The sequence below is a fragment of the Rhizobium sp. O111 genome (assembly GCF_055616315.1).
Map to the genome: position 1 here is coordinate 1969838 of NZ_JBSHXL010000001.1, position 18952 is coordinate 1988789.

Sequence of the window (18952 nt, forward strand, 5' to 3'; positions counted from 1 at the left end):
TTTCGCGGTGTCGACGCGCATATTAGGGGAAACAAGCAAGCATCCGAGTCCGAAATACCCACGTACCGGAATACCCATATCAAGGTCCCTTCTCTTGCCCCACATTTCCACCATTGCCATCGTCGACGACGACCAAGCCATCCGGGAGGCGCTCGACGATCTCGTCCTGTCCTGCGGCTATCAAAGCCAGCTGTTCGCCAACGCCGAGGAGTTTCTGGCCTACGAGGATCGCGCCTCGATTGACTGCATGCTTCTTGATGTCGCCATGCCCGGCCTGAGCGGTATCGAGCTGCAAGCCGAACTGAACAAGACACCGCCGAGACCGCCGATCATCTTCATGACCTCCTATCGCGACGAGCGCACCAGATCGGCAGCGCTCGATGGCGGCGCCTTCGCCGTTCTCGGCAAGCCCGTTGATATCAAGCACCTCCTCGCCTGTCTTGAATCGGCGCTTCAACGCCAGACTTGACTGAAGGCAGCCGCGTCTGCACGCGGCCGAAACGCAAAACACCAGGCCTTTCGACCTGGCGCTGATAAGGAGCGGCTCTCTTTTAAGCCGCGGAAGACTGCCGCTTCGGCAGCTTCCAGCCTGGGCGGACGAAGTGGCAGGTATAGCCGTTGGGAATCCGCTCCAGATAATCCTGATGCTCCGGCTCCGCCTCCCAGAAATCGCTGACTGGCGCGAGTTCGGTGACGACCTTGCCCGGCCACAGGCCGGATGCATCGACATCGGCGATCGTGTCTTCGGCAACACGCTTCTGCTCATCGTTCGCGTAGTAGATGGCCGAGCGGTAGCTGGGGCCGAGATCGTTGCCCTGGCGATTGGGCGTCGAGGGATCGTGAATCTGGAAGAAGAATTCCAGAATGTCGCGATAGCTGGTCTTGGCGGGATCGAAGAGGATCTCGATCGCCTCGGCGTGGTTCCCGTGATTGCGATAGGTCGCGTTGGCGACCTCGCCGCCGGTGTAGCCCACGCGCGTCGTCTCGACACCCGGCATACGCCTGATCAGATCCTGCATCCCCCAGAAACAACCGCCTGCAAGCACTGCGCGTTCGATAGTCATCGAATATCTCCATTCCCTGAGGTTCGTTACGGAATTCGTCGGGTAGCAGCCTGAATGTCTCCACCCATCCTGCCTGAGCCACCTGCAAAGGCAACTCGCCGCGTGGCCTACAGATAGGGATTCGACGTCATCTTTGCCAGTGCCACAGCATCGAGCGCCCTCATATCAGCAGCGAGACATTCAGCCAGCGCTGATCAAAGACCGTGTCCAACCAATTGATTTTACTTTGGCGGCTCCAGCCTCTAGGGAAGCATCATAAGTTGCGTGGCGCAGGCTCGATAACCCTACGTGACGTTCATCACGTAACGGGAACCGCAGGTGCGCCATATCCCTCATATCCAACAAGCAATTTTGAAAGGCGAGATCAAAATGACCGACGAACCAATTGTAAGAGACAGCAACGGCGCCGAGCTTAACGACGGCGATTCCGTCACGCTCATCAAGGACCTGAAGGTCAAGGGCACATCGGAAACGATCAAGCGCGGAACGCTGGTGAAGAACATCCGGCTCAACGGAAACCCCGGTGAAGTGGAATGCAACACCAAGCAGGTCAAAGGCCTGGTGCTGAAGACGGAGTTCCTCAAAAAGGCGTAGGCAGCGGAGATATGTGTGCCGAATCGCAACGTTTGATGCAGATCAATGTGGCGACGGCGAGCCGCGCTATTGTCCGCTCATGAGCTTCATGCACGTCGCTCATAACCGTACAACTTGGCTCGTCCTGGCGATACCGCGGGACGAGCCTTTTTTTGCCGGAACGGAAGAAACAGGAGCCGATCTGAGGCTACTTGTACTTGGTGATTGTCGGGCTGGTCACGCGGTCGCCCGCCTTGAGGCCGAGCTTGGCTGCAGCCCCCGCATTAAGCTCGATCACGTACTTCACCGCGGTCACCGAATCGATGATATCGCGGGAATACGGCACCGCATTCTGCTTGACGCCGCGAACGATACCCGCCCGATCGACGAACAGCATGTCGAGCGGCAGGACCGTGTTTTCCATCCACATCTGCACACGCTTCGACGCGCCGAAATCGAAGATCATGCCCTCGTCGGCGGCCATGTCCTGACGGTACATCAGCCCGCGCTGGCGTTGTTCGTTGGTATCGGCAATCTCGACGGTAAAGTTGTACTTCTGTCCTGCCGTCGTCTCGATGACCAGCGGCTCCTTGTCGAACTTGACGACAGACTGGGCGAACGCCGGCAGCGCCAGCATGAAAAAAAGCGCCAAAAAGGCGCTTCTGATCCGGTGCGAAACCATGTTCATCAGTGCGCCCGGCTCACAGGCGTCGGCGCATCCGGATGGATCTCGGCTGCCATCAGCCCCTTGTCGCCATCGCCGAAGCGAACGAGCACAACCTGGCCGGGACGAAGCTCGGTAAGTCCGAAGCGACGCAGCGTCTCCATATGCACGAAAATATCCTCGGTTCCCTCGCCGCGCGTCAGGAAGCCGAAGCCCTTGGTGCGGTTGAACCACTTGACCAGCGCGCGCTCCAGACCGCTCGTCGCCGTGACCTGCACATGTGTGCGAACCGGCGGCAGCTGCGACGGATGAACCGCCGTGGACTGGTCCATGGAGAGGATCTTGAAGGCCTGGTATCCACGATCGCGACGCTGGATGAGAGCGACGATGCGCGTGCCTTCGAGGATGGTCTGGTAACCGTCGCGGCGCAGGCAGGTCACGTGCAGAAGCACATCCTGCATGCCGTTGTCAGGAACGATGAAACCGAAGCCTTTCGCGACGTCGAACCACTTCACGACACCGGTGATTTCGATGAGGTCAACCGCATCGCCCGCGAGTTGTTCGAGGTCAGTGAATTCCGTCGATGAAATCCTGTCAGCCATTTCGCCAGCCCCTCAATACGCGTCACACTGTTACGGTTAACTGATTCTTGAGATCAAGATTAACATGTTGGTAACGGATTAGCGCAAGCCCTACTTTTCGTTTATTCGCAGCTGCCAATCTTACCCCCTAGTCTTGCCTGAACCTGACGTTCCGCCACATAAGGGGCACGCCAGCATTTAGAGAGGAAACAGAATGCGTTATCTCCACACCATGGTCCGAGTGAAGGATCTGGATGCATCGCTCCATTTCTACGCGACCCTCTTCGGGCTCGAAGAAACCCGCCGCATCGACAACGAGAAGGGCCGCTTCACCCTCGTGTTCCTGGCAGCCCCGGGCGACAAGGCCGACGCCACCGCCAAGGGCGCGCCATGCCTGGAACTGACCTACAACTGGGACCCCGAGGACTACACAGGCGGCCGCAACTTCGGCCACCTCGCCTATGAGGTCGACGACATCTACGCGACCTGCCAGAAGCTGATGGACAACGGCATCACCATCAACCGCCCGCCACGCGACGGACACATGGCCTTCGTGCGCTCGCCTGATAGTATCTCGATCGAGATTCTGCAGAAGGGCGGCAGCCTCGAAGCGGCCGAACCATGGGCATCGATGGGCAACACCGGCGCCTGGTAAGCCGAGGCTTTTGCGAGGCTTGCGGCTTTTTCGATTTCCGGTCACTGCGTCCGGATCGTCCTTGCCGCACAACTTTGCTGCGGGCACTCTCCAGATGACTCGAGGGGAAACGTGCTTTTTGCATAGCCCTCGCCTTCATTTTGGAGAATGCTCGCTTGCTCGCTGTTGAAAAGCGCACGCCCATCAAGGCGGCACTTCTGATCGCCGCCTCCGCCTTGGCGCTGTCGGGCTGCGTGTCCGACAAGCCCGCCGTAGACGCGCTCGCATCCGCCGCCGCCGAACCCGTGCCCGCGCAAGATCAGCAGACGGCCGCAAACGCTGCGCCGACTGCAGCGACCGCCCAGCAGGCCGGCTACCGCGACCCCAGGATGACGAACGTCTCCGGGATGACGAATGTCTCCGGGATGGCCAATGCCCCCGGCGCGCAAGCCGCCAATCTGGCACAAGCACCCGGCCAGCCGGCATCGGCAACGCCGGAAGCTATGGCTCCCGCCAACATCGGCGGCCTAGCCATGCAATCGACCGGCATCAACGCCCAGGCGATGAGCATCTTCTCGGTCAAGCCGAAGGTCCAGAACAACCCGACCTCGACCACATTGCAGCCCTCGACCGGCGTCGGCGCAACGCGCTCCAGCGTCTATTCGAGCCAGCTGCCGGTCGAGGAAGCGCCACAGCAGCAAACGCTCCAGCCGCAGCAATCCTCGCAGAACACCAGCACCAGGGTCGATCCGGTGCAGACCGCCTCGCTGGCGACAAGCTCTCTTCCCGGCCAGAGCATGAACGCGCTCTACGCCGCGCCGAAGCAGAACCTCCTCACCAGCCTCTCCGGCCTGATCAAGAAAGCGTCACTCCCCGGCATGACCCGCATCGCGCCGAACGGATTGCATCTGCAGAACGACAAGGTCGAGGTCGGCTGCTTCAAGGCGAACCTTCTGAAGGTGATCAAGTCGGTCGAGACCCATTTCGGCAAGCCTGTGGTTGTCACGTCGGGCTACCGCGATCCCGAACACAACCGCATGGTCGGCGGCGCCGAGGAATCGATGCACATGAGCTGCGATGCGGCCGACATCCAGATCGACGGCGTCTCCAAATGGGATATCGCCAGCTATATCAGGTCGCTGCCCGACCGCGGCGGTGTCGGCACCTATTGCCACACCGATTCCATCCATCTCGACACCGGCCGCAACCGCGACTGGAACTGGGGCTGCGGCGGCAAACCGGCCGCCGCCACCCTCGCCCGCGCGCTCTGATATCAAGCTCATTCCACTCACAGCCGCCCGTTGCCTCTCCCGGCACCGGACGACGCTTGCGTTTAGGCGTTTGATTTCAAGGCAATACGCGCGTTTTTCCACACGCTGACTTTTCTTGTCATTTTTTTGCAAAAAATCACTTCTTGCCGCTTGCGGGAATCCAAGTGCCTGATTATAAGGGCGCCACCACGAAGGAAGCGCCCTTCGTCTATCGGTTAGGACACCAGATTTTCATTCTGGGAAGAGGGGTTCGACTCCCCTAGGGCGTGCCACTTCTCTCGTAATCATTTGAAATGAATACGAAATTTCCGCTGTATTGATGTACGGTAACTGCATCGTCAAGAACAGCCATTCCCAATCCATATTGCTGAATGAAAATCGGGTTACGACACGCGTGCAATCCGTCGCAAGGGAAAGCTACAATGGTAACTCGCTTCCACCCACCGATTCATCCCGGCGAGATACTTCGCGAAGAGTTCATGGTGCCCAACGGCCTCAAGGCTTATACGCTGGCTAAGCTATTGAACGTACAGCGCGCCCGCATCGAACGGATTGTTGCTGAAAAGAACCCGATTACAACCGACACCGCTTTGCGTTTGGCCAGATTGTTCAGCACGACGCCGGAGTTCTGGACCAATATGCAGACCGCGTTCGACCTCTCAACGGCTGAAGCAAACGCGGGCGCGGAACTCGAGGCTATCGTTCCTCTGAAAGCAGCTTGAGGCGTCATAGCAAAGAGCCCAGCGGATGCCCGATCACGCACAACTAGCCTGCGGGTATCCCCCAATCAAACCCCGCTGATCAACTCGATCTTCGACCCATCGCTGAACCGCGACAGCCGGAATGCCTTGGGATCGACGATAGGCGCCCTGCCCGTCACGATATCGGCCATCAGCCGCCCGGCTGCCGGCGCTATGCCGAAGCCGTGGCCGGAGAAGCCGGTCGCGATGTGGAAGCCGGGAATGGCCTCGACGTCGGAGATGACAGGCACCGCATCCGGCGTCACGTCGATATAGCCCGCCCAGCGCTGCGCGATCTCGGCCTTCTCGAACACGGGAAACGCGGCCTTCAGCTCCGCCAGCGCCTTGTCCTGCTTGCGCCTGGATGGGATGGGATCGAGCACCCTGTTATATTCGAAGGGGCTTGCCTCATCGAGCGACCACTGGCGCGGGATGCGGGCTTCGTCGAGGAAGCGCAGGCCGAGCCGGAAGGAGAGCGCCTTCCACTCCGAGCGCAGCGCTGGCAGAAAATCCATCGCATGGCGAAACGACGCCGGCACGATGTCGACAATATTGTCGTAGCCCGACGCCACCGTATATCCGCCGTCCTGGCGCTTGCGGATGGCGAAGTCGTTGGCCCAGATCGTCTGCTCCGGCCCGCCCTCGAGCGGCTTCGTCCGCAGAACGCTGTTCATCACCTTCAATTGTGGCAGATCGATCCCGAAGCGGCCCGAAAACAGGCTGGACCAGGCCCCACCGGCGAGAACCACCGCCTGGCAGGCGATCGGCCCGCGTTCCGTCACCACGCCGCAGACCGCGCCCGCAGCCAGTTCGATCCCGCGTACCGCGCATGCGGTGAGGATGGTGGCGCCCTTGTCGCGCGCGGCCTCGGCAATCGCGGGTGCCGCCTTCTGCGGCTCGGCGCGGCCGTCGGCGGGTGTGTAGAGCGCGCCGGCCATGGGTAGCTTCGAGCCGGGAAAGAGATCGCCGAACTCGCGGGCGCTCAGCATCCTCGTGTCGATCTGATGATCTTGGAGATTGGCGCGCCAGCGGTCATGATCCGACAGTTCCTTCTCGTTGGCGCAGGTAAAGATGATGCCGGCGCGCTTGAAGCCGGTATCGCGGCCTGTCCGCGCGTCGAGATTGTCCCATATGCGCAGCGCCTCTGCCATCAGCGGCACCTCGCGCGGATCGCGCATAGAGATACGCACCCAGCCCCAGTTGCGGCTCGACTGCTCCTGCCCGATGCCGCCCTTCTCGCACAACACGACCTTCAGCCCGCGCTCGGCGAGTTCCAGCGCCGTCGAGCACCCGACGATCCCGCCGCCGATCACCACGACATCGCAGGCATCGGGAAGCGTTTCATCGCCATGAACGGGAACGACATAGGGACCGGGCATAGAGGATCTCGCGGATGGTAGTTATCTTGCGAGATGGTCTAGCGCCGGCGGGACGCGCTAGAAACAGAAAATCCGCAGCAAGCGCGAATTTGCCGCGGATAAGAACAACTTGCGACGATCGCGGATCGAGCAGCCCCCGCCGTGACCGCCAAAGCCATCCCGCTATTTCAATGGAAACGCGAACACGTCGACCGGTTCGCCAAGCCCGCGGAGCGGAAAGGCACCCAGGCTATCCATCTCGTCTTCCTGGCCCGCCATCTCCACGAATGCCCGGGACAGAAGCACCGGCCGCTTGATCTCCTTCGTCAGGCTTTCCAGCCGCGAAGCGACATTCACCGCCGGACCGATCACGGTAAAATCGAGCCGCCGGCGCGATCCGATATTCCCGTACATCACCTCTCCGACGTGCACGCCGATCCCATAGCGAAGAACCTCGCGGCCCTTGCGCTTGTTTTCGGCGTTGAGCTCGACCATCGACGCCTCGGCGGTCTTGATCGCCTGCAACAGGTTTTCGCAGGCCTGAGGATTGGTGAGCGGGAAGATCGCCAGCATGCCGTCACCCATGAATTTCAGGATTTCGCCGCCATGCTTCTCGATCGGTTCCGACATCGCGTCGAAATAGCCGTTGAGGAGCTCGATCACGTCGTCGCGCGGCCAGTGGTCGGAAATCGTGGTGAAATCGCGAAGATCGCAGATGAGAATCGCGGCTTCCACCGTGGCGCCGCTGCCGCGCGTCGTGGCACCGGCCAGGATCTGCTCGCTGGCGTGCGGGCCGACATAGGTCTGCAACAGCGTGCGCGCCATGATGTTCTTCAGCCGGATCTCGGTCACCAGCGTCAGCGCCGGCAGCAGGTCCTTCAGATAATCGACATGCTCTTCCAGGAAGCCACCGGGACGATCGCTGGCGAAGGTCACGATGTGCCGCTTGCCCAGCGTATGCTCCATCGGCCAGGCGATATACTCCGTCACGCCCTCGCGCTTCAGGTCGTCATAGAATTCGGCATGCCCGTCGCCGGGGCGCAGCGCCTCGATATCCTTGCGCACCTCGCTGGCACCGCTGAAGATCTCGTTGACGGGGCTTCGCAGAAACTGCGGCGTATTTTCAATACCATAGTCGAAGGTGGTGATCTTCGCCTCGGTCATCCCGGTCTGCCAGAGAATACGCGCACCCAGCCATTGCGGATGATGCGTCCTGAAATGCATCGTGGCGCGGCTGACGGGAATGCCCTCGTCGCGCAGCCGGTCGCAGAGCTGGACCAGAAGATTGTCGATATAGCGCTCGTTGCGGGTCTCGTTGACCAGCCAGTCGAGGCTGGCTGTCCTCTGCCTCGGCCACTGGCCAACGCTCAGCTCTGAAGGCTGTGGAGCCGGGTTTGATTGAAATTGCATCGCCCTACACTCCGCGAGATCCCGCGGCCTTCTCAACATCAAAACAAAAAATCATTCCTACGCCAGCTAAATGGGGTGGCCGGTCGTGGAATGGAATGCCTTATCGGCAACAGCTAACGGAAAAAGTTTCGGCCAGTCCTATCGATCAGCCAAGCAACCGCCGTGTCTGCTCGATCGTTTGCGCGCTTGGCTGTGTCGGCCGGTACTCCAGCCCCAGGGCGCCACGATAGCCCTGAGCCACAAGCCAGTCGGCGCGCGCCTTCAGGTCGATCGAGCCGCTGCCAGGCTCGTTGCGGCCGGGATGATCGGCGATATGAACGTGGAAGACCTTGTCGATATCGCCGCCGATCACTGTGGCCGTATCCTCGCCCATGACGGCCGAGTGGTAGATATCGTAGATGATCCCGATCTCCGGCCTGCCCGTCTCCTTGACGATATCGAGCCCTTCCCGCGTCGATTCCAGATAGTAGCCGACATGGTCGATCAGCGTGTTCAAAGGCTCGACGCCGAGCCGCACGCCGCTGTCCGCAAGCACCTCGCCGGCGCGGCTCAAGGTTTCGGTGAGCGCCGCCCGCTGCTCCTCGCGGGTCTTACCGGCGAGATCGTCGCCGGCCTGTGCGATCAACGTCCTGGCGCCAAGCCGCCGCGCGACCTCGATCGTCCGCTTCAGCCCCTCGAGAAACGCCGCCTGGTTGGCGCGGTCCGTGAGTGGGATCATCGGCTCGGCCACGAAGCTTGCAAGCTCGATGCCCGTCTCGTTCAACGCCCATTCGATGCTGCCGACATCCTTGTTGGTCCACCGCCAGAACTCGACGGCCTCGACACCATGGCGGTGCGCCAGCCTGATACGATCGGCAAAGGTCTCGGCTTCATCGGCGAAAAGCCATTCGATACAGGCAGAAAGCTTCATGACATCTCACTTCGTTTCGGCAAGGCAGACGGTGCGATCCGAGCCATTTGCCCGGACTGTAAGCGCGCCAAACCATCCGCGCCAGCATTAGACTCGCCGCCGCAATTTTACAAACCACAGCGATAGTTTTCATGCAAAATACACGCATCATGTTTATTTTTGATTGTGTCGGCGAAATCCCAAACTAGGATATTGCCAGCGCCGATCTGCGCATACCCATCTGGAGACACCAATGCAGCTCGCGCCGCAGCACCGAATCTATGTCTGTTTCTTCCTCTTCGCCGTATCGATGGGCGCCCTGCTCGCCCGCATGCCGGACCTGCAGCTGGCGCTCGGCGTCGATCGCTCGGAACTGGGCCTGACGCTGATCGGCGCGGCCGTGGGTGCGCTGACCGCGCTCACCTTCGCCTCCCCCATCATCGAGCGCCTGGGCGCCCGCACGACAGCCTTCATCACCGTGCTCGGCACATCGGCGCTGATCGCGACGGTGCCGTGGATGGCAAGCGCGCCTTTGGTGTTCTGCATTCTCATTCTTGAGGGATTGCTGGCCGGCTCGCTGGAAATCAACCTCAATGTCGAGATCGACCGCATCGAGGCGCAGCTCGGTCGCGGCGTGATGAACCGGGCGCACGGCTTCTGGAGCCTCGGCTTCTTTCTGACAGCACTTGCCGCTTCGGGGATCCGCCAGGCAGGCGTGCCGATGCATATCCATCTCGGCATCACCTTCGCTTTCGTGCTCATCGTCGGCACCTGGGTCATCTCGGGCATGCGCAATGCGCCCGCGCGCGTCACGCACCATGAAGAGACGAAAGCGCCGTTGATCGCGCTGCCGACGGTAGCCCTGCTGCCGCTCTGCGGCATCGGCATCGCCGCCTTCCTGATCGAGGGCGCCGGCATCGACTGGTCGGCGATCTACATGCGCGACGTCTTCAATTCCGAACCATTCATCGGCGGATTGGGCCTCACCTCGTTCACCTTTTTCATGGCCGCCGCCCGCCTGCTGGTCGACCCGCAGGTCGACCGTTTTGGCGCACGCGCGGTGGCGACGGTTCTGCTGGTGCTGGCCGCCGCCGGCGTCATCGCCGTCTGGGCGGCACCGCACCCCTTCGTGGCATTGCTCGGCTTTGGCCTGATGGGCGCCGGCTGCAGCGCCGTCTATCCCCTCAGCGTCTCGGCAGCCGCACAGCGCACCGATCGCCCGTCACACGTCAACGTCGCGGCCGTAGCGCAGATGTCCTTCGTGGTCTTCTTCCTGGCGCCGCCGCTGCTGGGCTTCATCGCCGACCATGCCGGCATGCGCATCGCCTACCTCATCTGCCTGCCGCTGATCATCTACGCGCTGCTGTCGATCAAGTCGCTGCCCAGCCGCAGACGCGCCGACCAGCCGACCGATGCGAGCGCCGGAAGCGCGGCCTAAATAACGACGGCATGCTCGAAAAAAGAATTCTCGCGACCGTCGCTGGCGTTCGCTAGGGCACAGCAAATCGCTGAGCCGGCAAATCATGCACTGCGAAAAAATCACGATTCGAATCGGCCTGGAACAGGCTTTTCAGCATGACTGACACACGCACGAGAGTTGTGATTCGCGCGGTTGAACGAAGATCAAAAAACGTCGGATAAAGTGCAGGCCACGCCTTCCCGGCGGCACTCGCCGAAGCGAGTGTTGCATCTGCAATACTTTGATTTCTTTGAAAGAATGGTGGGTGATGTAGGGCTCGAACCTACGACCCGCTGATTAAGAGTCAGCTGCTCTACCAACTGAGCTAATCACCCGTCCGCGCTGTGTTGCGTGGTGTGAGAGGGCGTATAAACAGGATCGTTCGGCTTGTCTAGCGCCCTTCCGAAAATTCTTTCAACAAACGCGATTTTTTTGTGCGTTGCCGAAATCCAATGAAATCAAAGGTCCAGCGTACCGGTCGCAAGCCGCACCGCTTGGCCGCCGATCCGGGCGTTCGAAATCGTCCCGCCTTCGATATCCATATGCAGGTGGATAAAGGACGGGCGCCCCATCTCCACCCCCTGCTCGATCATGACGTCGTGATGACCATCCGGCAGCCGGTCGAAATGGTGGATCGCGCCTGACAGTGCCGCTGCAGCCGATCCCGTTGCCGGGTCCTCGACGATCCCCATCCCACTGGCAAACATCCGCGTATGGAATTTCGCGACGTGGTTCACACCACCGCGGCAATAGATGTAGGCGGAAGCCAGAGCCCCATCGACGAAGGGCACCGTCGCCTCCCAGAGCTGCGGATCAAAATCCAGCCGCTCGGCCACGCCGATATCGCGCACCGGCACCAGGAGGAACGGCACACCGGCCGTCCACAGCGAGGGAACGTGATTCTCGAAGCCGATCTCGCTCGTCTTCAGCGACAGCGCCTTGCCGATGCCGATCCGATCGAGCGGCATGGTGATCTGCTGCGATTTGCGCGGCAGGTCGAATTCCGCGAAGCTCGCCTCCCCCTCGTTCAGCCGCACCGCGCAGCGCACCGGGCCGACGTTTTCTTCCAGCACCGAAACAAGATCGATCGTCGCGCCGCCATGGATGCGTTCCGCGAGCGCGATCGCGGTTCCAACGGTCGGATGCCCGGCAAAGGGCAGTTCCCGGCCAGGCGTGAAAATGCGGATCTTGGCGACATGGGCCGGATTGCCGGATGCCTGTACGAAGACCGTCTCGGAGAGATTCAGTTCCTTGGCGATGGATTGCATCGCCTCGTCGCTCAGATCATCGCCATCGAAGATGACCGCCAGCGGGTTGCCCGTCAGCTTGCGATTGGTGAATACGTCATAGACGCTGTAGCTGCGCGCCACATCGGCCTCCTTGTATCGATCCTCGTGTCGCCAACCTGCCCGACCGCTTGAGCGAGCGCAAGGCGTTAGGTGAGCGAAGACTTATGGAAGTACCAGTCGATGACGGGCAGCATCGCGAAGTTATAGGAATAGGCCTCCGGATCGGCCGAACGGATGGCAACGGCGCCGGCGATTTCCTTGTCGTCGGCAACCAGCATATGCGCGTGGATCCGCTCGACGATCTCGTCGGCCGTCAGGTCGAATCGGTACATCCTGAGCACGGTGACCGTGCGCCGATGATAGGTCGCGAAATATCCGTCGCCTGCCTGAGCATCGTGAAGTTCGAGACCGGTTTCCTCCAGCACCTCGCGGCGCATGTTGTGCTCTAGGTCGCAGCGCCCGTCGAACGTATCCTCAGGTTCCAGCGAACCCGCCGCGAAATAGACCTGTCCCGGATTGGCCGTATGCGCCCCCATGCGGATCGCCACCAGCGCTCCATCGCTGCTTTCGATGACGGGATAGGCGAAGAGATGGATGCCGCCCTGCCGCTCCGGCTGCCGGCGCCAATACATGAAGGTGGAGAAGGGAATCATGTGCCCCTCGCCCACAAGGCCGTCGCCGGTTAACGCCAGCCGCTTCTGGAAAATCATCTGGCCATCGAAAAGATGCGGGTTCGCCGCCGTCTCGCTGACCCAGTTCTCGGCGATCGCCTCACGGTTGGCGCTGTAGAACGGATGGTCGCCCGCTAGAACCCTGAGATCGACGCCCGCGATCGGAAACACCGTGCGCGGCTCCGGCCAACCGGCGAAATCCTCTGAAAAATCCATCTCAAATCCATTCATGTCAAATTGAGTTCCATGACAACAGGGCAATGATCCGACGCCTTCGGCCGGTCCCAGCCGGTGCGGGGATAGCGCTCGACCTCCTGGCCCGGCGGAAACACCGTGCGATAGGGCTGGCCGTTGCGAATGATCTCCGGCAGCCGCCCGGCATTTGTCTTAGCCAGCGCCGGCGACAGCCAGATGTAATCGAGCTGGCAAAGCCACTGCTCCTCCGGTCCGCGCGCGTGATAGAGCGTCCAGCGGTCGAGAGGATCGCGGCGGCGCACGACGTTTTCCGCGAAGCCGTCGCGGCTGAACTCGTCGAGCGCGCTTTCGCTCTCGTCCTCATGTTTGAACGAATAGCCCGTCCGCCGCCGCCCGATCACGTCGACGCGCTCCTGGTAATCGTTCATGTCGCCGCAGATGACGAAGCGCTTGCCGTCGGTGTTACCGGCTCCGAATCGACCCTCGATAATCCCCCGCACCGCCTTCGCCTCGGCCCGGCGCACCGGCATCGTGTAACGTCGACCATCCACACCCTCGCGCGGCCCGCCCATCGACTTGAAGTGCACGACGTAAAGCGTCACCGGCACGCCGCCGATCCTGAGATCGAGCTCCAGGCAGTCACGCTTGAAGATCTTGTCATCGAGATGCGCATGCTCCGCGAGCTCGTCGTTGAAGAGATTAAGATCGCGATAGGTCGTCATCGCATGGCTCTTGATCTCGACAAGCTCGATCCTCTGCCCGTCGCGGGTTTCCTCGCGCATCAGCACGGCGACGTCGATGCCGCGGCTGTCATTGCCGTCGACCAGATATTTCTGCCGGTAGCCATTGCCGACCATGCGGAACAGATAGCCGTATTCGAATGCCTGCAGCGCCTCCATGTTGTCGATTTCCTGCAGGCAGAGGATATCGGCATCCGCATCGGCAATCGCCAGCGCCGTCATCTGCCGGGTATCGTCGGTGGACGCGATCACCCGCGCCTGTTCCAGCTGCTGGTAGACGCCCTCGTTGTGGACCTCAAAGAGCTTGATCACCCGGTCCTGGCGCAGCTGGTTTCGAAATCCGGTGAAGTCGAACCGCGTCATGAGGTTTTCGACGTTGAAGGTGGCAATGCGTAAAGACATCAGGCACTTCCGGTTGGCTTTGCGCCAACACTAGAGAGCAAATGCCGCTTCGGAAAGCCCGCTTCGTCGATCATAGACGCCAGGCGCCGCGCACGATGGCCCGGACCTCATCGCCGACGTGAAGCTTCGACCGGCTGAAAGCCCTGAGGATCTGCCCATCCGCAAGCCTGAGCCGGGCGGCATATCGCTCGCCCTCGTAGAGAACAGATTCGACCGTCGCCGCGATCCCCTCGCCGCCGAGAATGACATCCTCCTGCCGAACCAGAATATCCGACCGCGAGGCCGAACCACCCTCGCCCGCAAACAGCGGTTCAACCGCCGCCCAATCCAGTTGCCTGACGTCACCATCAGGAGACTTCAGTGAAACGATCGCCCCACGGCCGATCAAACCGCCGACAACGCGCCCTTCCGGCCGCGCATAGATCTCATCCGGCGGCGCCACTTGCAGCAGCTGCCCTTCCGACATCACCGCGACATCGGTCGCCAGCGCCATCGCCTCGCTCTGGTCGTGCGTGACGTAGACCATCGTCGCGCCGGAGCGCTGGTGGAACTCGCGAAACGTCTCCTCCATCTCCTGCTTCAGGTGACGGTCGAGATTGGCGAGCGGCTCATCGAGCAGCACCACGTCGGGGGACGTGACGAGGCAGCGCGCCAAAGCCACGCGCTGCCGCTGCCCGCCCGAGAGATCGGCCGGCCGCCGCTCCGCATAGGCTTCGAGCCTGACGGTCGAAAGCGCCTCGCCAACCTTTTTGCGATAGGCTTCGCCGGAAATGCCGCGCACCTTAAGTGGATAGCCGACATTGTCGGCGACGCTCATATGCGGCCAGAGCGCATAGGACTGGAACACCATCGCCATGTTGCGCTTTTCCGGCGGCAGCGATTGTGAGGCATCGGCAAGCAGCCGTTCGCCAAGATGCAGCGCCCCATCCGTCGGCGTCTCGAAACCGGCGATCATGCGCAGTACCGTCGTCTTGCCGCAGCCGGACGGCCCGAGCAGCGCCAGGAAGCCGCCCTCGCGCACGTCGATCGAGAGGTTCGATACGGCGGCCCGGCCGGTGCCGAAATCCTTGGCGACGCGATTGAGGATCAGTTTCGCCACGGCACAACTCCCTTCGGCAGCCGCTTTGCCATCAGTTCCAGAAGCAGCATCATGAAAACGACCATGAGAACGACGAGCACCGACAGCGCCGAAGCGAGATCGGAGCTACCGCTGTCATCGAGATTGTAGATGGCGACGCCGAGCGTCTGCGTACCCGCCGACCAGAGCAGCGCCGAGATGGTGAGCTCGTTGCAGGCAATCAAAAAGACAAGGATCACCGAGGCGCCGGCCGCCGGCGCGATCAACGGCACGATGATATCCTTCAGCCGCCGGAAGAACCCCGCCCCCGACAGCCGCGCCGCCTCTTCCAGCGCCGGATCGAGCTGGTGGAAGGCGCTGACCACTGGCTTTAGGCTGACGGCGAAGAAGCTCGAGAGATAGGCGATCAGGATGATCCAGACGGTGCCGTAGATCGTCACGTTGATCAGCGGGATCGGTGCGGCGAAGACCAGAATGAACGACACCGCGACGACGATCCCCGGCAGCGAATACGGGATCTCGATGACACTGGCGACGACGCGCCCCAGCAGGTCCCTGCGCCGCGTCAGCGCATAGGCGGCAAGCACGGTCACCACAAGGAGACACAAGGCTGTGCCCGACGCAAGCGACAGCGAATTGACGAAGGCCGTGCGCGTCACCGCCTGCTTGAACAGGATCTCGGAGAAGGCATGGAACGTCATCGTCTTGAAGGTCAAAGGCACGCCATAGGCCGGCACCAGCGCGCCTGCGAGCAACGCGAAGAAGGGTGCAGCGAGCATGAAGAAGATGACGATCCAGAGCAGCGGCGCAAACAGGAGCTTCCAGTATCCGAGCTCGAAGGTGGCGGTCGCGCCGGAAAGACCGAGCACGCGATAATCACGGCCGCGCAACGCCTGGTCCTGGATAGCGAGCCCCGCCACCGAGATGATCGCGATGATCGCCGAGAGCAGCGCGACATCGCCGAAGGTGCGGCTGGTGAAGGCCGAGAACTTGGTGAAGATCAGCGTCGGCAGCGTATAGATCGAGGCCGGGATGCCGAGAATGGCGGGAATGCCGAAATTGCCGGTACAGGACACGAAGGAGATCGCCGCGCCCGCGATAATGCCAGGCAGCGACAGCGGCAGGATGATGTCGCGGAACACCCGGAAGCTCGAGGCGCCGGAAAGACGCGCCGCCTCGACCCCGTCGCGCGGCAGCGACATCAAGCTCGCCCGCAGCGCCAGATAGACCAGCGGCGCATGCTGCACACCATAAAGCAGCGCAATGCCGCCGATCGAATAGAGCGGCTGCGGCGAGCCCAGCGGCGGCGCTATATGCAGCGCCTTCAGAAGCGGGCTCGACGGCCCCGACATCTGCACCCAGGCAAGTGCTGTCACCTGCGGCGGGATCATCATCGGCAGCACGAAGAGGAAGCTGATCAGCCCCTTGGCCCTGATATCGGTGAGCGTCAGCAGGAAGGCGAAGGCGCAGCCGATCGCAAGCGAGATGACCGTGCCGAGGACGGCCGTAACGAGCGTGTAATAGGTCGCCGACCAGAGAGCGGGATCGGAGAGGACCGCAATCGCACCGCCATTGGCGAGTGCGGCGACACCCGTCATCGCCAGCCGCGCAAGCGGCAGCACGCTGAGAATGAGAACGATCAGAACGATAAAAGGAAACAGCCAGACGGGCTGGCTGTTTCCGGGACGCACATATCCGTACATCGAGATGAGATCAGTTCGAGCCGTAGATGCCCGAGAAGGTCTTCAGGTCGGCATCGGTGTTCTTGAGCGCGGCGGCAGCGTTGATCGGCAGCACCTTGATCGTGTCACGTGCCGGGAAGCCTTCCGGCAGCTTCATGCCGTTGCGAGCAGGGATATAGCCGAGCTTGACGAAGCCTTCCTGGCCCTTTTCGGAGAGCACGTAATCGACGAACTTCTTGGCGGCGTCGGCGTTCTTGGCGCTGGCGAGGATACCGACCGGCTCGGTCACGGCGGACACGCCTTCCGTCGGGAAGACGAACTCGACCGGCGCGCCCTTGGCCTTTTCGCGGATCGGCATGTAGTCGACGATCATGCCATAGGCCTTTTCGCCCGAGGCGACGGCCTTGAGGATGCCGCCGTTACCGCCGGCAGCGGTTGCGCCGTTTGCGGCGAGATCCTTGTAGAAGTCCCAGCCGAGGCCATCGACGCCGGCAAGCGTCTGCGCGTGGATGAGTGCGGCACCCGAGGTCAGCGGGCTCGGCATGGTGACAAGACCCTTGGCTTCCGGCTTCGTCAGGTCCTTCCAGCTCGTCGGCTTCAGCGAAGCGGACGTGTTGTAGATGATGCCTGTCGTGATCAGCTTGGTTGAATAGTAGTAGCCGTCGGCGTCGAACAGCGAGGCGTCGTAGTTGGCGGCCTCAGGCGACTTGTAGGCCATCAGCTTGCCGGCTTCCTTGAGGCGCTCGAGCGTGACGGTATCCGCAATCAGGAGAACGTCGGCAACCGGATTGCCGGCTTCGATTTCTGCCTGCAGCTTGGCCATGATCTTCGGCGTGCCGTCGCGCACCCAGTCGACCTTGATATCGGGGTTGGCGGCCATGAAGCCATCGACGGTTGCCTGCGCATCCTCGTTCGGCTGGCTGGTGTAGAGCACCAGGTTTTCGGCGGATGCGGGAATGGCAAACAGGCTTGCAGCGAGAAGGGCTGCGGCGGAAACGATGGTCTTCATGGATAATGCCCTCGGTGATGGAAGGCCGTTCATTAGACATCTGGATTAACACGATTGTGACAGTTGGCATTCGCCAATCACGGGCCGTCCGCCCTTGACCCGTTCCCCTCACCCCTATCTTCTAGCCCGCGTTTTGATTTTCGATTTCGGGACAGGAGGAAGTCTTATGGAATATCGTCAATTGGGCCGTTCGGGCCTCAGAGTTTCGACCCTCACCATGGGCACCATGACCTTCGGCGGCAAGGGCTGGGCAAAGACCGTGGGCGACCTCGGCGTTTCGGAAGCCCGTCGCCTGGTCGACATGTGCATCGACGCCGGCGTCAACTTGATCGATACGGCCGACGTCTATTCGGCCGGTGCTTCGGAGGAGATCATCGGTGAAATCCTCGGCGGCGTCAGGAAGAACGGCACGCTGATCGCCACCAAGGCGCGCTTCCCGATGGGCGAAGGCCCGAACGACGCCGGCAATTCGCGCTACCACCTCATCAGCGCCTGCGAAGCCAGCCTCAAGCGCATGAAGACCGATGTCATCGACCTCTACCAGGTGCACGAATGGGACGGCCAGACACCGCTCGAGGAAACACTGGAGGCGCTGGATACGCTGGTGAAGCAGGGCAAGGTCCGCTACGTCGGATGCTCCAATTTCTCCGGCTGGCACATCATGAAGGCGCTGGGGATCAGCGAACGCGAGCACCGCGAGCGCTTCGTCAGCCAGCAGATCCACTACACGCTGGAAGCCCGCGATGCCGAATTCGAGCTGCTGCCGATCAGCCTCGACCAGGGGTTGGGCGTGCTGGTCTGGAGCCCGCTCGCCGGCGGTCTTCTGTCGGGCAAGCACCGCCGCAACCAGGCGGCACCCGAAGGCACCCGCCAGTTCGCCGGCTGGACCGAGCCGCCGATCCGCGACGAGGACCGGCTTTGGAACATCGTGGAAACGCTGGTGTCGGTCGCTGAAAGCCGCAACGTCTCGGCAGCCCAGGTGGCGCTCGCCTGGCTGCTTGGTCGCCAGGCGGTGACGTCGGTGATCATCGGCGGGCGCACGGAAGCGCAATTCAAGGATAATCTGGCAGCAGCCGACCTGAAGCTGTCGGCGGAAGAGCGCAAACGGCTCGACGATGTCAGCCTGCCGCAGCTGCTCTATCCCTACTGGCACCAGCGCAACACCGCCAGCGACAGGCTTGGCGAGGCCGATCTATCCCTGCTCGGCCCCCACCTCAATCAATAAGACCGAGACGGTCGGCGG

The 18952-nt window shown here is 61.7% G+C and carries 19 protein-coding genes and 2 tRNA genes; 8 read left to right on the forward strand and 13 right to left on the reverse strand.

The window, feature by feature from the left end:
- Window positions 1-94: 94 nt before the first annotated feature.
- Entirely contained in the window at window positions 95-469 is a 375-nt protein-coding gene (locus tag ACVTFQ_RS10145) for a response regulator (protein WP_111561989.1), read from the forward strand.
- 82 nt (window positions 470-551) lie between these two features.
- Here ACVTFQ_RS10145 and msrA read toward each other — a convergent pair whose 3' ends face one another.
- Window positions 552-1064, reverse strand: coding sequence for a peptide-methionine (S)-S-oxide reductase MsrA (msrA, locus tag ACVTFQ_RS10150; protein ID WP_018900361.1), 513 nt, complete (start codon window positions 1062-1064; stop codon window positions 552-554).
- Between the two features lie 369 nt (window positions 1065-1433).
- Here msrA and ACVTFQ_RS10155 point away from each other — a divergent pair, with 369 nt between their 5' ends.
- Entirely contained in the window at window positions 1434-1658 is a 225-nt protein-coding gene (locus tag ACVTFQ_RS10155; protein WP_018900360.1) for an alkylphosphonate utilization protein, read from the forward strand.
- Between the two features lie 187 nt (window positions 1659-1845).
- On the opposite strand, the gene ACVTFQ_RS10160 is transcribed toward ACVTFQ_RS10155, so the two are convergent.
- A complete protein-coding gene (locus tag ACVTFQ_RS10160; protein ID WP_111561990.1) occupies window positions 1846-2325 on the reverse strand; it encodes a DUF192 domain-containing protein in 480 nt (159 codons plus the stop codon).
- Window positions 2325-2903 carry a cold-shock protein gene (locus ACVTFQ_RS10165; RefSeq protein WP_018900358.1) on the reverse strand — a complete coding sequence of 193 codons (579 nt, stop codon included), beginning with the start codon at window positions 2901-2903 and terminating at the stop codon, window positions 2325-2327. The genes ACVTFQ_RS10160 and ACVTFQ_RS10165 overlap by 1 nt, the downstream gene beginning before the upstream one ends.
- Before the next feature lie 193 nt (window positions 2904-3096).
- On the opposite strand from ACVTFQ_RS10165, the gene ACVTFQ_RS10170 reads away from it, so the two are divergent.
- The 4 genes from ACVTFQ_RS10170 to ACVTFQ_RS10185 all read left to right on the forward strand — a co-directional run bounded on the left by ACVTFQ_RS10170 (window position 3097) and on the right by ACVTFQ_RS10185 (window position 5509).
- Window positions 3097-3537, forward strand: coding sequence for a VOC family protein (locus ACVTFQ_RS10170; RefSeq protein WP_111561991.1), 441 nt, complete (start codon window positions 3097-3099; stop codon window positions 3535-3537).
- A gap of 155 nt (window positions 3538-3692) precedes the next feature.
- Entirely contained in the window at window positions 3693-4787 is a 1095-nt protein-coding gene (locus ACVTFQ_RS10175; RefSeq protein ID WP_112437065.1) for a YcbK family protein, read from the forward strand.
- Between the two features lie 197 nt (window positions 4788-4984).
- A tRNA-Glu gene (locus ACVTFQ_RS10180) sits at window positions 4985-5059 on the forward strand.
- Between the two features lie 150 nt (window positions 5060-5209).
- Window positions 5210-5509 (forward strand): HigA family addiction module antitoxin, encoded by a 300-nt coding sequence (locus ACVTFQ_RS10185; protein WP_111561993.1) that lies wholly within the window; start codon window positions 5210-5212, stop codon window positions 5507-5509.
- Between the two features lie 65 nt (window positions 5510-5574).
- On the opposite strand, the gene ACVTFQ_RS10190 is transcribed toward ACVTFQ_RS10185, so the two are convergent.
- The 3 genes from ACVTFQ_RS10190 to ACVTFQ_RS10200 form a co-directional block, all read right to left on the reverse strand.
- A complete protein-coding gene (locus ACVTFQ_RS10190; RefSeq protein ID WP_111561994.1) occupies window positions 5575-6906 on the reverse strand; it encodes an NAD(P)/FAD-dependent oxidoreductase in 1332 nt (443 codons plus the stop codon).
- A 162-nt stretch (window positions 6907-7068) separates the two neighbouring features.
- Window positions 7069-8295 carry an adenylate/guanylate cyclase domain-containing protein gene (locus ACVTFQ_RS10195; protein WP_111561995.1) on the reverse strand — a complete coding sequence of 409 codons (1227 nt, stop codon included), beginning with the start codon at window positions 8293-8295 and terminating at the stop codon, window positions 7069-7071.
- A gap of 145 nt (window positions 8296-8440) precedes the next feature.
- Window positions 8441-9205, reverse strand: coding sequence for a TIM barrel protein (locus ACVTFQ_RS10200; protein ID WP_111561996.1), 765 nt, complete (start codon window positions 9203-9205; stop codon window positions 8441-8443).
- Between the two features lie 232 nt (window positions 9206-9437).
- Between ACVTFQ_RS10200 and ACVTFQ_RS10205 the strand changes: the two genes are divergently transcribed.
- Window positions 9438-10622, forward strand: coding sequence for an MFS transporter (locus ACVTFQ_RS10205; protein ID WP_111561997.1), 1185 nt, complete (start codon window positions 9438-9440; stop codon window positions 10620-10622).
- A 280-nt stretch (window positions 10623-10902) separates the two neighbouring features.
- Here the strand turns inward: ACVTFQ_RS10205 and ACVTFQ_RS10210 are convergent.
- The 7 genes from ACVTFQ_RS10210 to ACVTFQ_RS10240 all read right to left on the reverse strand — a co-directional run bounded on the left by ACVTFQ_RS10210 (window position 10903) and on the right by ACVTFQ_RS10240 (window position 17709).
- Window positions 10903-10978, reverse strand: a tRNA-Lys gene (locus tag ACVTFQ_RS10210).
- A gap of 123 nt (window positions 10979-11101) precedes the next feature.
- Window positions 11102-12013: a PhzF family phenazine biosynthesis protein gene (locus tag ACVTFQ_RS10215; protein WP_111561998.1), complete on the reverse strand. Its 912-nt coding sequence runs from the start codon at window positions 12011-12013 to the stop codon at window positions 11102-11104.
- Between the two features lie 65 nt (window positions 12014-12078).
- Entirely contained in the window at window positions 12079-12819 is a 741-nt protein-coding gene (locus ACVTFQ_RS10220) for an NUDIX hydrolase (protein ID WP_313760985.1), read from the reverse strand.
- Window positions 12820-12830: 11 nt separating this feature from the next.
- The gene (locus tag ACVTFQ_RS10225) at window positions 12831-13940 is read right to left on the reverse strand and encodes an endonuclease/exonuclease/phosphatase family protein (protein ID WP_470423889.1); all 1110 of its coding nucleotides are present in this window, start codon (window positions 13938-13940) and stop codon (window positions 12831-12833) included.
- A gap of 70 nt (window positions 13941-14010) precedes the next feature.
- A complete protein-coding gene (locus tag ACVTFQ_RS10230) occupies window positions 14011-15039 on the reverse strand; it encodes an ABC transporter ATP-binding protein (RefSeq protein WP_111562001.1) in 1029 nt (342 codons plus the stop codon).
- Entirely contained in the window at window positions 15027-16721 is a 1695-nt protein-coding gene (locus tag ACVTFQ_RS10235) for an ABC transporter permease (protein ID WP_111562002.1), read from the reverse strand. Before ACVTFQ_RS10235 ends, ACVTFQ_RS10230 begins: the two co-directional genes overlap by 13 nt.
- Window positions 16722-16731: 10 nt before the next feature.
- Complete coding sequence (locus ACVTFQ_RS10240; RefSeq protein ID WP_111562003.1) at window positions 16732-17709, reverse strand: ABC transporter substrate-binding protein; 978 nt, start codon at window positions 17707-17709, stop codon at window positions 16732-16734.
- 166 nt (window positions 17710-17875) lie between these two features.
- Here ACVTFQ_RS10240 and ACVTFQ_RS10245 point away from each other — a divergent pair, with 166 nt between their 5' ends.
- Window positions 17876-18934: an aldo/keto reductase gene (locus ACVTFQ_RS10245; RefSeq protein ID WP_111562004.1), complete on the forward strand. Its 1059-nt coding sequence runs from the start codon at window positions 17876-17878 to the stop codon at window positions 18932-18934.
- The last annotated feature ends 18 nt before the right edge of the window (window positions 18935-18952 follow it).